Genomic DNA, 14,419 nt, shown 5'->3' with positions numbered 1-14,419 from the left:
TGTGCTCCTCAGGGCCTGTTAACAGGCCCTAGTGTGTCGCGTGCAGTTTTCCTATCCGCAGCGAAGCGGGAGGATGAGAATCGTAAAACGCGGAATGCAGCGGATCCGGCGTCAGCGTCGAGGCGTTGTCTTCATACAGCTTGACCAGCGCCGACACCAGGTCTTGTGCGTTGGTGTATTGGGCGGCGAAGGCGTCGGCTTCGAACTCATGCTTGCGCGAAGACAGCGACGACAGCGGCGACAGCAGGAAAGTGAAAATCGGCAGCGCCAGCATGAACAGGATCAGCGCCATCGCATCGTTGCTGCCGAACAGCAGCGGATTCACGCCGAGGCCGGTATAGAACCAGGCCTGGTCCTTGAGATAACCGAGCAGCGCCAGGAAAGCCAGAGAAATCGCAAACATCACGGCGATGCGCTTGGCGATGTGCTTCAGCTTGAAGTGGCCCAGCTCATGCGCTAGCACCGCTTCGATTTCGTGCGGCGCCAGGCGCGCCAGCAGCGTGTCGAAAAAGACGATGCGCTTGGCCGCGCCGAAGCCGGAGAAATAGGCGTTCCCGTGGGCGCTGCGCTTGGAGCCGTCCATCACGAACAAGCCTTTCGAGGCGAAACCGACGCGGCTCATCAGACCTTCGATGCGTGCGCGCAGGCTGTCGTCGTCAAGCGGCGTGAACTTGTTGAACAGCGGCGCGATCACGGTCGGGTACAGCACCAGCATCAGCAACTGGAAGCCGCTCCACACCAGCCAGGCGTAGAACCACCACAGCTTGCCTGCCTTGTCCATCAGCGTCAGCGTCACCCACAGCAACGGCAGGCCGATGGCGGCGCCGATCAGGCCGGTCTTGAGCGCATCGGCGAAGAACAGCCCGCGCGTCATTTTGTTGAAACCGAAACGGGCTTCCAGCACGAACTGACGGTAATAGTCGAACGGCAGGTCGATCAGGCCGGAAATCACCGCGAAGGCGCCGATCAGGCACAACTGGTACACCATGCCGGGCCCGTCCAGCCATTGCAGCAACAGGCTGGACAGCAGTTGCAAGCCGCCCAGCAGGGTGAAGCCGACCAGCACGGCGGAATTGACCAGCAGCGTCAGGATGCCGAATTTGGTGCGCGCCACGGTGTAATCGGCGGCTTTCTGATGTGCCGCCAGCGGGATTTTTTCGGCGAATTCAGCCGGCACCGCGCTGCGATGCGCCAGCACATGCCGGATATGGCGCGAGCTGAGCCAGAACCGCACGAGCAGGGTCAACAGCAGAAAACCAACAAACAAAACCGAAAACGTGAGTGAATACATTCTTTCCCTGTGCGAAAATGGCGGACAGCAAAACCGTTCAAAATAATTCGATGAAGATGGCGAATCGAATAAGGTGAGCGGCCGATTCAAGCAGCGAATTAAGCAGAACCTGTAGAAGGAACAATTATGTCACAAGCCACCGAGACCAACGCCGGTACACCAACTTATACCATCCCGGCGCGGCCGAACGAATTCAACCTGATCTGGCTGGACATGGAAATGACCGGTCTCGACCCGGACAATGACCGCATCATCGAAGTTGCCGTGGTGGTAACGGATCCAGAGCTCAACGTGCTGGCCGAAGGCCCGGTGTTTGCGATTCATCAGTCCGACGAAACCCTGGACGGCATGGATGCCTGGAACAAAGGCACGCATGGTCGTTCCGGCCTGATCGAACGCGTCAAGTCGTCGACCGTGACCGAAGCCGATGCCGAGGTGGCGCTGATCGACTTCCTCAAGCACTTCGTGCCTGCCGGCAAGTCGCCGATGTGCGGCAACTCGATCTGCCAGGACCGCCGCTTCATGGCGCGCGGCATGCCCAAGCTGGAAACCTTCTTCCACTACCGCAACCTCGACGTGTCCACGCTCAAGGAACTGTGTCGCCGCTGGAAGCCGGAGCTGGCAAGCGGTTTCAAGAAGCACCAGAAGCATACCGCGCTGGCCGACATCATCGAATCCATCGAAGAATTGAAGTACTACCGCGAGCATTTCATCAAGGAATGATCGTCCCGTGACGAAGCCGGCGTACAGCGCGGGAACACGCAATTGATCCAGGACCCGCTGTTCTATGCAGCGGCGATCCCGGCGGTGCTCATCGTCGGTATGTCCAAATCCGGGCTGGGCGGCGGCTCGCTCGGCATTCTTTCGATTCCCATCCTGTCCCTGGTTGCCTCGCCCGCCGTGGGTGCGGCAATCATGTTGCCGTTGCTGATCGCCATGGACATCATGGGCCTGGTGACCTTCCGTGCCAAGGGCGATATGCGCAATCTGCGTATCCTGATCCCGGCGGCGCTGGTCGGCATCGCCATCGGCGCGCTGACCTTCCGTTTCACTTCCGACGCTATGCTGCGGGGCCTGATCGGTTTGCTGTCGGTCGGCTTTGTCGTGCAGCGTCTGGTGGGGAGCGGCCGCGTGCCGGTCCCGACGCTGCCGAGCATCGCTAAAGGTTCTGTGTGGGGCGCGTTGTCGGGTTTCACCAGTTTCATCGCCAACGCCGGCGGACCGCCGTTCGTGATCTACCTTGCGCCTCAGCAACTCGACAAGCTGGTGTTCGTCGGCACCTCGGTGATTTTCTTCTCGGTGATCAATGCGGTGAAGGTGGTGCCGTTCGTGCTGCTAGGTTTGTTTGACACACGCAACCTGACCACCTCGCTGGTATTGCTGCCGCTGGCGCCGGTCGGCTATTGGCTGGGTTTGCAATTGCTGATGAAGGTGAATCAGGCGCGGTTCTACCAGATCACCGTCGCCGCCCTGTTTGCCGCCGGTTGCAAACTGCTGTGGGATGCGGGCGGCGCCTACTGGATGTAAACGCCGCTCAGGTCGTCATCAGGATTTGTCGGCGCCGCAGCATTTCTTGTACTTCTTGCCGCTGCTGCAGGGGCAGTCGTCATTGCGACCGGCCTTCGGGCCTTCGCGGCGCACCGTTTTCACCGCCGACTTGCGATGCGGCAGCCAGTAGCGGTAGATATGCGGAATCGCCGATTCCACCTCGATCGCCAGCTTGTGCGTCTTGACCGGATCGTCGACCAGCGCGGTTTCTTCCTCTTCCAGTTCGTCCGAACCGAGCAGGTAAATCGGACGCATCAGCTCGGCCAGGTTGGAATGGAAAATCGGATCCCATTCCTTGGCGCGCAACTGGATGCCTTCCCAGAATCCCCAGGCCCAGGCTTCGCCGTCGAGCAGGCTCTTGCCTTCGTGTTCGCGTTCGCAGAACAGCGGTTCGTATTCCTTGGGCGCGACTTCCAGCGTGATGGCGATTTCGTTCATGGTGCGTGCGATCAGGCCGCTGATGCGTTCGGCTTCCTTGCCCGACTTGAACTTGGGCGTGTCTTCCGGCTTGCTGCCCCAGACCCGCGGCAGCCACTCGGCCATCAGGACTTCCTGCGGACCGATCACCAGCGCCGTGAGGAAGCCGTGCAGCGTATCCATGGTCATGGCGTCTTCCGCGCAGCGGTCTGACAACAGGAAATCGTCGAGTTCGTCGAACTCTTCGTCGGAGAGAGGTTGGTCCAATTGCATGATGGTCGTCCGTATTGCGAATAAAACCGCAGTGTAATTCCAATCCGCCGCGCAGGCGAGGATTACCGCCGATTACCATTGCCTGCGCCGGCCACGTACAATACCGCCATGACCGATTCCACCACCGTATTCAACTTCGCCGGGCTGTCGCCGGACACCGTGCTCGATGCACTCGATAGCGTTGGCCTGTATGGCGACGGCCGCCTGCTGGCGCTCAACAGCTATGAGAATCGCGTCTACCAGGTCGGCATGGAAGAGGGGCCGCCGCTGGTGGCGAAGTTTTATCGGCCGCGGCGCTGGAGAGACGATGCGATTCTCGAAGAGCATGCCTTCGTCAGCGAACTGGTCGAGCAGGAAATCCCCGTGGTGCCTGCCATGCAATTGGCCAACGGCCGCAGCTTGCAGGAATTCCAGGGTTTTCGCTTTGCCGTCTTTGCGCGTCATGGCGGCCGCGCGCCCGAGCTCGACAACCCCGACACGCTGGAATGGCTGGGTCGCTTCATCGGCCGCATCCACGCGGTCGGCATGCGGCGTCCTTTCGAATACCGCCCGGCGCTGAACATCGTCACCTTCGGCGAGGAGCCGCGCGATTATCTGCTCGCCAACGATTTCATCCCGATGGACGTGCTGGCTTCCTACAAGAGTACGGTCAACCTTGCGCTGGACGGCGTGCGTCGCTGCTTCGACCGCGCCGGCGACATCAGGCAGTTGCGCCTGCATGGCGATTGCCATGTCGGCAACGTCTTGTGGACCGATGCCGGACCGCATTTCGTCGACTTCGACGACAGCCGCAGCGGCCCCGCGATTCAGGATTTGTGGATGCTGCTGTCGGGCGAACGCGGCGACATGGTGCGCCAATTGTCCGATCTGCTGGCCGGGTATGAAAGCTTCTGCGAATTCGAACAGCGCGAGCTGTACCTGATCGAAGCCTTGCGCACCCTGCGCCTGATCCATTACTCGGCATGGCTGGCGCGGCGCTGGGAAGATCCGGCGTTTCCGCAAGCCTTCCCGTGGTTCAACACGCAGCGCTATTGGCAGGACAGAATATTGGAATTGCGCGAGCAGATCGCGCTGATGGATGAACCGCCCTTGTGGCCTTTATGAAAAGTGAGACAGCAATGAGCGTGCAACGCTGCGCCTGGGTCAATCTCGACAATCCGCGCTACGTGACTTACCACGATGAAGAGTGGGGCGTGCCTTGCCACGACGAGACGCGCCTGTTCGAGATGCTCAACCTGGAAGGCGCGCAAGCCGGCCTGAGCTGGGAAACCGTACTCAACAAGCGCGAGACCTATCGCGTCGCCTTCGATCAATGGAATCCGGAAAAGATCGCGCGCTATACGGACGCCAAGGTCGCCAAGCTGCTGCTTGACCCCGGCATCATCCGCAATCGTTTGAAAGTCGCTGCGACCATTACCAACGCCAAAAGCTATCTGCGCCTGCGCGACGAAGTCGGCGGCCTCGATCCTTTCCTGTGGGCGTATGTCGACGGCAAGCCGATCCGCAACAAATGGAAAAGCGTCGGCGAAGCGCCGGCCAAGACGCCGTTGTCGGACCAGCTATCGAAAGACCTCGCCAAGCGCGGCTTCAAGTTCGTCGGCTCGACTATCATCTACGCCTATATGCAGGGCATCGGCATGATCGATGACCATATGGTCGGTTGCCATTGCCACGGCAAGAAACATAAATAGTCCGACGCCCTCACATATTCCCCGTCGTGGAACCTGGTGTCGTTTGCAGCGCGTGGAGCAGCACGACGCTGGATCACGGCGTGCGCCGGGATGACGGAGACATGGGGTAGGGGCGGCGGTATTGACTGACAAGAAAAAGCCCGCGTTCAACAAAGAGCGCGGGCTTTTTTGCGACGCGGGCGCTTACACGTCCAATTGCGACACGAACTTGGTGTTGACGTAGGCTTCGATCGCCTCGGTGCCGCCTTCGGAACCGTAGCCGCTGTCCTTGATGCCGCCGAACGGCACTTCCGGCAGCGCGAGGCCCAAGTGGTTGATGGTGATCATGCCGCTTTCGACGCGGCTCGACAAGGCATGCTTGGTCTGCGCCGACTTGGCGTAGGCATACGCTGCCAGGCCGAACGGCAGGCGGTTGGCTTCGGCGATCACTTCGTCGAGTGTGTCGAAGGAGTTGATCAGCGCCAGCGGGCCGAACGGTTCTTCGTTCATGGCGCGCGCCGACAGCGGCACGTTGGTCAGCACGGTCGGTTCAAAGAAATAACCCTTGTCGCCGACGCGCTTGCCGCCCAGGCGCAGTTGCGCGCCCTGGTCGACGGCGTCGCTGATCAGCGCTTCCAGCGCCGGGATGCGGCGCTTGTTGGCGACCGGCCCCATGGTGGTGCCGGCGGCCGTGCCGTCGCCGACCTTGAGCTGGCTGGCGGCGGTGATGAACTTGTCGACGAAGGCATCGAACACCTTCTTTTGCACCATGAAACGCGTCGGCGCCACGCAGACCTGGCCGGCGTTGCGGAATTTCGCGGCGGCCAGTTGCTTGGCTGCGGTATCGATGTCGGCGTCGTCGAACACGATTGCCGGCGCGTGGCCGCCCAGTTCCATCGTGGCCCGCTTCATGTACTGGCCGGCAAGCGCAGCCAGTTGCTTGCCCACGGGAGTCGAGCCGGTGAAGGAAATCTTCTTGATGACCGGATGCGGGATCAGGTACTCGGAAATTTCCGACGGTACGCCATAGACAAGGTTGACCACGCCTTCAGGAATGCCTGCGTCGGCAAAGGCGCGGATCAGCTCGGCCGGCGAGGCCGGGGTTTCCTCCGGCGCCTTGACGATGATGGAGCAGCCCGCGGCCAGCGCTGCCGACAGCTTGCGCACCACCTGATTGAGCGGGAAATTCCACGGCGTGAACGCGGCGACCGGGCCGACCGGCTCCTTGATGACCATTTGATAGGCGTTCGGTACGCGCGCGGGGACTAGGCGGCCGTATGTGCGGCGTGCTTCTTCGGCGAACCAGTCGATGGTGTCGGCGGCGCCGAGGGTTTCCATCTTGGCTTCGGCCAGCGGCTTGCCCTGTTCCAGCGTCATCAGCATGGCCACTTCGTCAGCGCGTTCGCGCAGGATGTTGGCGGCCTTGCGCATGATCTTGGAACGCTCGAAAGCGGAGGTATTGCGCCAGGTTTCAAAACCCTTTTGCGCCGACGCCAGCGCGGCGTCGAGGTCTTGCTTGTTGGCGTGGGCGATGTGGCCGATGATTTCTTCGGTGGCGGGATTGATCACCGGGATGGTGCGATCGGAAACGCTGGCGGTCCAGCGGCCATTGATGAAGAGTTGGACGTCTTTGTACATGGATATCTCTTTGCAGATATGGTGAATGAACGAATGCGAAGCAGGGTGTTGAATCCACATCCGGCGGTAGCTTGATGCGGAGATGAAATGGCAGGCGTCATTTATACCACGCCGTGAAGAATTGCGCCGACCGTGACGGCCGGCGCAAAGTGCTGCAAACTCAGTCCAGATCGCCGTAATCGACGCTCTCGCGCAGCGGCGTCTTGCTCGACGCGGCGCGTACATATTGCGGCGGCCAGGCGATGTTTTCCTTCAGTTCGTCGGCGGCATGCAGCGGCCAGTACGGATCGCGCAGCAGTTCGCGCGCCAGCAGCACGAGGTCGGCCTGTCCGGTGCGCAAGACGTGTTCCGCCTGGGCGGCGTCGGTGATCATGCCGACCGTGCCGGTGGCGATCTTGGCTTCGCTCTTGACGCGCGCGGCGAAGGCGGTCTGGTAGCCGGGACCGGTCGGGATCACGGCGGTGGCGACGTTGCCGCCGCTGGAGACGTCCATGAGGTCGACGCCGGCGTCGCGCAGCAGGCTTGAGACGGCGACGATTTCATCCGGCGTCAGGCCGCCGTCGGTCCAGTCGGTGGCCGACACGCGCACAAACAATGGTAATTCCGCCGGCCATACCTTGCGCACGGCGGCGACCACTTCGAGCAGGAAGCGCGCGCGATTTTCGAGCGAGCCGCCGTACTGATCGGTGCGCCGGTTGCTCAACGGAGACAGGAATTCATGCAGCAGGTAACCGTGTGCGCCATGAATTTCGACCACCTTGAAACCGGCCTTGAGCGCGCGTTGCGCCGCATCGGCGAAGGCTTGCACGCGTTGGGCGATGCCTTCCGTGCTGAGTTCTGCCGGCGCCTTGAAAGTGGCGTCGAAAGGGATCGCCGACGGTCCGACGGTTTCCCAGCCGCCTTCCGCGGCAGGCACGGTGCCGGCTTTGCCAGCCCATGGACGCCAGGCGCTGGCCTTGCGTCCCGCATGCGCCAACTGGATACCGGCGAACGATCCTTGCGCCTCGATGAAGCGGGTAAGGCGGCGCAGCGGTTCGATGTGATCGTCTTTCCAGATGCCGACGTCTTCCGGCGTGATGCGGCCTTCGGCCAGTACGCCGGCGGCTTCGACGATCACCAGCCCGGCACCGCCGACGGCGCGGCTGCCCAGGTGGACCAGATGCCAGTCGTTGACGAAACCGTCCTGCGCCGAGTATTGGCACATTGGCGAAACGACGATGCGGTTCGGCAGGGTCAGTTCGCGCAACTTCAGCGGGGAAAATAATTTGCTGCTCATCGGAAACTCCTCATTGTCTGCGTCATACGTGAAGATGGCGACGGGGACGAGTGGTTGCGGGTGGATGTTCGGTAAAACCAGAAGTCTATTTTATTTTCCGGAATCGCGTATGGCGCCGCCGTTTTTCGCGACGGGCAGCGCCGTCAGTTGTCGGTGTTGAACTGCAGCGCCGCCAGGCTGGCGTACAGGCCGTTTTGCGCGATCAGCGAGGCGTGGGTGCCGGTTTCGACGATGCGGCCGTGTTCCAGCACGATGATGCGGTCGGCGCGCTGCACGGTAGCCAGGCGGTGTGCGATGACCAGCGTGGTGCGGCCGACCATGGCGGCTTCCAGGGCGATTTGCACGAGGCGTTCCGATTCGGCGTCGAGCGCGCTGGTGGCTTCGTCGAGCAGCAGCAGCGGCGGGTTCTTCAGCAATGCGCGCGCAATTGCGATGCGCTGGCGCTGGCCCCCGGACAGGCGTACGCCGCGTTCACCGAGGAAGGATTGGTAGCCTTGCGGCAGGCGCTCGATGAACTCGTGCGCGGCGGCCATCTTCGCGGCGGCAATCACTTCCTCGTCGCTGGCATCGGCGCGGCCGAAACGAATGTTTTCCAGCGCATTCTCGGAAAAGACCACGGTGTCTTGCGGCACGATGCCGACGGCGCCGCGCAGGGTTTGCAGGGACAGGGATTTGATGTCGACGCCGTCCAGCCTGATCTTGCCCTGTTGTGGATCGTAGAAACGCAGCAGCAACTGGAACAGCGTCGTCTTGCCGGCCCCGGAAGGACCGACGATGGCGATGGTTTCTCCGGGGCGGATGTCGAGCGACAGATGTATCAGTGCATTGCTGTCGGGACGCGACGGGTAGTGGAAGACAATGTCTTCCAATTGCAGCGCGGCGCCGTTGGCGGTCCGCGGCGGTAGCGCTTCCGGCAGAAGTACCGATTGCACCGGCGATTGCGCCGCCAGCAGGTCGAGCAGGCGCTCCGTTGCGCCGGCGGCGCGCTGGGTGTCGCCCAACACTTCCGACAAGGCGCCGATGGAACCGGCCACCAGCGATGCGTAAAGGATGAACTGACCGAGCTGGCCGCCGCTCATGCTGCCCTGTACCACGGCATGCGCGCCCAGCCACAATACGAACACGATTGCGCCGAACACCAGCAGGATCGCCATCATGGTCAGCACCGAGCGTGCGCGGATGCGTTGCATCGCGGTATGGAAGGCGCGTTCGACCGAGTTGCCGAAACGTCCTGCTTCGATTTCTTCATGCGTGAAAGCCTGCACGGTCGGCATGGCATTGAGGATTTCGCCCGCCAGCGCCGAAGCGTCGGCGACGCGGTCCTGCGATTCGCGCGACAGCTTGCGCACGCGCCGGCCGTAAAACACGATAGGCAGCACCACCGCCGCCAGCATGACGATGATGATCGACGACAATTTGACGCTGGTGATGAACAGCATGACCATACCGCCCGCAAACAGCAGGCCGTTGCGCAGCGCCATCGAAATGCTGGTGCCGACCAGGGTCTGGATCAGCGTGGTGTCGGTGGTCAGGCGCGACAGCACTTCGCCGGTCTTGGTGGTCTCGAAGAACTGCGGGCTTTGCGTGACGACGTGCGCGTAGACCGCGCTGCGCAAATCGGCAGTGACGCGTTCGCCGAGCCAGGACACCATGTAGAAGCGCGCGGCGGTGGCGACGCCGAGTATGCAGGCCACGCCGAACAGCGCGAGGAAATACAGGTCGATGTGCAGCGTGCTTACCGCAGTGCTTGCGCCGCCGATGCCGCCGGCATTGGCGCTGCTGCCGAAGCCGAGATCGATCATCTGGCGGAACGCGTAGGGGATCGCCAGCGTCGCCGCGGCTGCGACGATCAGCGCCAGGCCGGCCAGCATGAATTGCCGCTTGTAGGGTTGCAGGAAGGGTAGCAGGCCGATCAGGGTCTTGATGCTGCCTTTGGCGGGTTCGGGTTTGACGCTTGATGACATGTTGATAATTTAGTGTGAAAGAGGCAACTTTATGGGGGGAGGCGAGCGAGCAGGTAACGACCATCCGATTTTTCGTCGATCAGTGAACCACATTGACATCAACAAGTCATTAGAATGCATAAGTATATGCATTCACCGGATATAGACTTGTTCGACTGACATCTGTTATCCGGCCCGTCAAAGCGGTCTAGTGTATTGCATGCAGCTATGCCGTGCCGATCACCGTTTGATTCGCGCCGTTCCGACAAGGAGAAAAAATTGGCTCAAGGACTGTTGCAGGAAACGAAGAAGAGCATGCGTACCGGTCGGGCAGTCTGCCCGATGCGTGCGGAACTGCATGCCGGCCTGAGTGCGGAGGTGGCCGCCATTTCTCCCAAATATTTCTACGACCCGCTCGGCTCCAAGCTGTTCGAAGCCATTTGCGCCTTGCCGGAGTATTATCCGACGCGCACCGAGGCGGCGATCTTCGCGCAGCATGCGGGCGACATTGCAGCGACAGTCGGCAGCGGTGTGACGCTGATCGACCTCGGCGCCGGCAATTGCGCCAAGGCGGCCGCGCTGTTCCCGGCCCTGACCCCGCGCCAGTATGTGCCCATCGATATTTCGGCGGAATTCCTGCGCGAGGCGGTGAGTGGCTTGCGGCAGAAATTCCCCGCGCTGCCGATGCAGGAGATCGCGATGGATTTTTCCTCGTCGCTGCAATTGCCGGCCACCGTCGGCCGCGACAACCGGCTGTTTTTCTATCCCGGATCGTCGCTCGGCAATTTCGCGCCGGAGGAGGCCTTGCAATTCCTGCGCCGCATGCGGCACGGCTTGCAACTGGGCGAGAGCGGCGGCGTGTTGCTGGGCGTCGATCTGGTCAAGGACAAGGCGGTGCTCGATGCCGCCTACGACGATGCGCTGGGCGTCACCGCGGCGTTCAACCGCAACATACTGCTGCACGTGAATCGTCTGCTGGAAGCCGACTTCAACCTCGACGACTGGGAGCATTACGGCTTTTTCAATCCCGAGCGGCAGCGTGTGGAAATGCATTTGCAAGCCCGGCGCGAAGTCGGCGTGACATGGTGCGACGGCGGCGCGCGGCGCTTTCGCCGGGGCGAGCGCATTCACACCGAAAACAGTTATAAGTTCACGCCGGAAGGATTCGGCGAACTCTTGAAGCAAGCCGGCTTCGGCCAGTGCACAATGTGGTTCGATCCGAACCAGTGGTTCATGGTGTGCCACGCCAAGCCGGTGTGAAAAGCCATCGGAACCGAAGCAGAAGGGAACAGGGAAGATGCGGAATGAAATAGCGCTGGCGATATCGAACGCCGTGGTGGTCGACGACTACCTGCGCGTGCGCGAATATTCGATGATACTGGCCGCACCTTTGTCGGAAGAGGATTGTTGCGCGCAGTCGATGCCGGACGCCAGCCCGGTCAAATGGCATCTGGCGCACACCAGTTGGTTTTTTGAAACCTTCATCCTGGAACAATACGAACGCGGCTTCAGACCGTTTCATCCGGCATTCCGTGTGCTGTTCAATTCCTACTATGACGGCGTCGGCGACAAGCATCCGCGCCCCCAGCGCGGCATGCTGACGAGGCCGTCGCTGGCCGAGGTGCGCGACTATCGCGCCGATGTCGACCGGCGCATGCAGGCGCTGCTGCAATCGGGCGATTGCGACGCTGCCTGCCTGCGCTTGCTCGAACTCGGCATGCAGCACGAACAGCAGCATCAGGAACTGATCCTGACCGACCTCAAGCACCTGCTTTCGCTCAATCCGCTCAAGCCTTTTTATTTGCCGCGCGCCTTGCAGGCGATGCCGGTGCAGAGCGAACTGGAGTGGCATGCCTTCGAGGCCGACGTGGTCGAAATCGGCCACGGCGGCGGCACCGGGTTCTGTTTCGACAACGAGTTGCCGCGCCACCGCCAGTTCGTCGAAGCTTACGCTTTGGGTTCGCGCCTGATCAGCAATATCGAATACCTGATGTTCGTGGAGCAGGGCGGTTACGAGAATCCGGCGCACTGGCTGTCGGCGGGATGGGAATGGCGCTGCGCCAACAAGGTCGGGCATCCACTTTACTGGCATCGACAGGCCGATGGCGGATGGCAGGAGTTCACGCTGCACGGCATGCTGCCGCTGGATCCGCATGCGGCGGTATTGCATTTGTCGTACTACGAAGCGGACGCTTATGCGCGCTGGGCCGGCGCGCGCCTGCCGACCGAGGCCGAATGGGAGCACGCGGCAAGCCTCCTCGGCAACGAGGGCCGGCAATTGTTCGGCACCGCCTGGCAATGGACTTCGAGCAGCTATGCGCCGTATCCCGGTTATGAGATACCGGCGGGAGCGGTGGGCGAGTACAACGGCAAGTTCATGGTCAATCAATACGTTTTGCGCGGCTCGTCGGGCGCAACGCCGCAGGGACATTCGCGGCTGAGCTACCGCAATTTTTTCCCGGCTGCGACGTGCTGGCAATACAGCGGCATCCGGCTGGCGCGGTCGCTGTAGTCGCAGCGTCGTCCGCGTAAACAAAAAAGAGCTGCCGGTTGGATGAACCGGCAGCTCTTTTTATGATGCTAGCTCAGGCTGCTTTCGCTTTTGGCGAAGAAGACTGATTGGCGCTCTGGTCGATTGCGATCTGGCGATTGATGGCGCTGAGGACGGCCTTGAAGGACGCGGTGACGATGTTGGCGTCGATGCCCACGCCGAAACCGGTCGGCGCTTCGTTCAGGCGCAGTTCGATGTAGCTGGCGGCTTGCGCGTTGGCGCCGGCGCCGATGGCGTGTTCATGGAAATCCATCAGCTTGATGTCCAGGCCCAGCGCGTTGACGAAGGCGTCGATCGGACCGTTGCCGGCGCCGCGCAGGGTCACTGCTTCGCCGTTGCGCTCGATGTCGATTTCGATCTTGATCGATTCCTTGTGCGAGGAATCTTCCGACATGCGGTGGGCGCGATAGACGTACGGCGTGGTGCGGTCCAGGTATTCGCTCTTGAAGATGGCGTAGATGTCGTTGGCGACGATTTCCTTGCCGGTGGCGTCCGCCTCGCGCTGGATGGCGCGGCTGAATTCGATCTGCAGGCGGCGCGGCATGGCCAGGCCGTATTCCTGCTCCAGCAAATAGGCCATGCCGCCCTTGCCGGACTGGCTGTTGACGCGGATCACGGCGTCGTAGCTGCGGCCCAGGTCGGCCGGGTCGATCGGCAGGTAAGGTACTTCCCAGATCGCGTCCGCTTGCTGCTTGGCGAAGCCCTTTTTGATCGCATCCTGATGCGAACCGGAGAAGGCGGTGAAGACCAGGTCGCCGACGTAAGGATGGCGTGGGTGGACCGGAATCTGGTTGCACTCTTCGACGCATTGACGCACGGTGTCGATGTCGGAGAAGTCAAGGCCGGGATTGACGCCCTGGGTATACAGGTTCAGCGCCAGCGTCACCAGGTCGACGTTGCCGGTGCGTTCGCCGTTGCCGAACAGGCAGCCTTCGACGCGCTCGGCGCCAGCCATGACGGCCAGTTCGGCGGAAGCGACGGCAGTGCCGCGATCGTTATGCGGGTGGACCGAGATGATGGACGACGCGCGGTATTGCAGGTTGCGGTGCATCCATTCGATCTGGTCGGCGTAGACGTTGGGCGTGCTGCATTCGACGGTCGAGGGCAGGTTCAGGATGACCTTGCGTTCCGGCGTGGCGCCCCAGGTTGCGCAGACGGCGTCGCAGATTTCGCGCGAGAAGTCGAGTTCGGTGGTGCTGAAGGATTCCGGCGAATATTCGTAACGCCATTGCGTTTCCGGACGGGCGTCGGTCAGTTCCTTGACCAGGCGTGTGCCGGAGACGGCGATTTCCTTGATCTGGTCGCGGCTCATGTTGAAGACGATCTTGCGGAAGGCAGGGGCCACCGAGTTGTACAAGTGTACGATGGCCTGCTTGGCGCCTTGCAGCGAGTCGATGGTGCGGCGGATCAGTTCTTCGCGCGATTGTGTCAGCACGATGATGGTGACGTCGTCGGGAATGCGGTTTTCTTCGATCAGTTTGCGAACGAAGTCGAAGTCGGTTTGCGATGCGGAAGGGAAGCCGACTTCGATTTCCTTCAGGCCGATTTGCAGCAGCATTTCGAAGAAACGCAATTTGCGTTCTGGGCTCATCGGTTCGATCAGCGCCTGGTTGCCATCGCGCAGGTCGGTGCTCATCCAGATCGGCGGCTTGGAAATGAACTGATTCGGCCAGGTACGATCAGACAGCGGAATCGTCGGGAATGCGCGGTACTTTGCTGCCGGGTTGCTTAACATCATGGTAAAACCTCTTTAGTTTGTCACTGCTGTGAAATCGGGAAATCATCCTGTGCGGCTAAGAGGCCGCCTGACTG

12 protein-coding genes are annotated in these 14,419 nt (G+C 61.5%); 6 read left to right on the top strand and 6 right to left on the bottom strand.

The window, feature by feature from the left end; translation table 11 throughout:
• Window positions 1-28: 28 nt before the first annotated feature.
• Complete coding sequence (locus RV1423_RS05540) at window positions 29-1,291, bottom strand: M48 family metallopeptidase (protein WP_034294103.1); 1,263 nt, start codon at window positions 1,289-1,291, stop codon at window positions 29-31.
• Window positions 1,292-1,417: 126 nt separating this feature from the next.
• Between RV1423_RS05540 and orn the strand changes: the two genes are divergently transcribed.
• Together orn and RV1423_RS05530 are read left to right on the top strand one after the other, a co-directional pair.
• Complete coding sequence (orn, locus tag RV1423_RS05535; protein ID WP_051516498.1) at window positions 1,418-2,014, top strand: oligoribonuclease; 597 nt, start codon at window positions 1,418-1,420, stop codon at window positions 2,012-2,014.
• A 42-nt stretch (window positions 2,015-2,056) separates the two neighbouring features.
• Window positions 2,057-2,818 carry a sulfite exporter TauE/SafE family protein gene (locus RV1423_RS05530; protein ID WP_034294100.1) on the top strand — a complete coding sequence of 254 codons (762 nt, stop codon included), beginning with the start codon at window positions 2,057-2,059 and terminating at the stop codon, window positions 2,816-2,818.
• An 18-nt stretch (window positions 2,819-2,836) separates the two neighbouring features.
• Here RV1423_RS05530 and RV1423_RS05525 read toward each other — a convergent pair whose 3' ends face one another.
• Window positions 2,837-3,529, bottom strand: coding sequence for a UPF0149 family protein (locus RV1423_RS05525; protein WP_034294097.1), 693 nt, complete (start codon window positions 3,527-3,529; stop codon window positions 2,837-2,839).
• A gap of 108 nt (window positions 3,530-3,637) precedes the next feature.
• On the opposite strand from RV1423_RS05525, the gene RV1423_RS05520 reads away from it, so the two are divergent.
• Window positions 3,638-4,633 (top strand): serine/threonine protein kinase, encoded by a 996-nt coding sequence (locus tag RV1423_RS05520; protein ID WP_034294517.1) that lies wholly within the window; start codon window positions 3,638-3,640, stop codon window positions 4,631-4,633.
• A gap of 14 nt (window positions 4,634-4,647) precedes the next feature.
• Window positions 4,648-5,220: a DNA-3-methyladenine glycosylase I gene (locus tag RV1423_RS05515; protein ID WP_034294094.1), complete on the top strand. Its 573-nt coding sequence runs from the start codon at window positions 4,648-4,650 to the stop codon at window positions 5,218-5,220.
• A gap of 183 nt (window positions 5,221-5,403) precedes the next feature.
• Here the strand turns inward: RV1423_RS05515 and RV1423_RS05510 are convergent, their stop codons facing one another.
• From RV1423_RS05510 to RV1423_RS05500, 3 genes are all read right to left on the bottom strand, one after another.
• On the bottom strand, window positions 5,404-6,837 hold the full coding sequence (locus RV1423_RS05510) for an NAD-dependent succinate-semialdehyde dehydrogenase (protein ID WP_034294091.1): 1,434 nt from the start codon (window positions 6,835-6,837) through the stop codon (window positions 5,404-5,406).
• A 160-nt stretch (window positions 6,838-6,997) separates the two neighbouring features.
• Window positions 6,998-8,113, bottom strand: coding sequence for an NADPH dehydrogenase NamA (gene namA / locus RV1423_RS05505; protein WP_034294089.1), 1,116 nt, complete (start codon window positions 8,111-8,113; stop codon window positions 6,998-7,000).
• Window positions 8,114-8,256: 143 nt separating this feature from the next.
• Complete coding sequence (locus RV1423_RS05500; protein ID WP_034294087.1) at window positions 8,257-10,077, bottom strand: ABC transporter transmembrane domain-containing protein; 1,821 nt, start codon at window positions 10,075-10,077, stop codon at window positions 8,257-8,259.
• Between the two features lie 294 nt (window positions 10,078-10,371).
• On the opposite strand from RV1423_RS05500, the gene egtD reads away from it, so the two are divergent.
• Both egtD and egtB read left to right on the top strand, forming a co-directional pair.
• Window positions 10,372-11,316: an L-histidine N(alpha)-methyltransferase gene (gene egtD / locus RV1423_RS05495; RefSeq protein ID WP_034294516.1), complete on the top strand. Its 945-nt coding sequence runs from the start codon at window positions 10,372-10,374 to the stop codon at window positions 11,314-11,316.
• A gap of 37 nt (window positions 11,317-11,353) precedes the next feature.
• The gene (gene egtB / locus RV1423_RS05490; RefSeq protein ID WP_081768707.1) at window positions 11,354-12,568 is read left to right on the top strand and encodes an ergothioneine biosynthesis protein EgtB; all 1,215 of its coding nucleotides are present in this window, start codon (window positions 11,354-11,356) and stop codon (window positions 12,566-12,568) included.
• 73 nt (window positions 12,569-12,641) lie between these two features.
• Here egtB and leuA read toward each other — a convergent pair whose 3' ends face one another.
• Window positions 12,642-14,345, bottom strand: a complete 1,704-nt coding sequence (gene leuA / locus RV1423_RS05485) for a 2-isopropylmalate synthase (protein ID WP_034294085.1) — start codon at window positions 14,343-14,345, stop codon at window positions 12,642-12,644.
• Window positions 14,346-14,419 lie beyond the last annotated feature (74 nt).

Source organism: Herbaspirillum sp. RV1423, assembly GCF_000577615.1.
Classification (GTDB): Bacteria; Pseudomonadota; Gammaproteobacteria; order Burkholderiales; family Burkholderiaceae_D; genus Herbaspirillum.
This window is presented reverse-complemented; position numbering and strand designations above follow the sequence as displayed.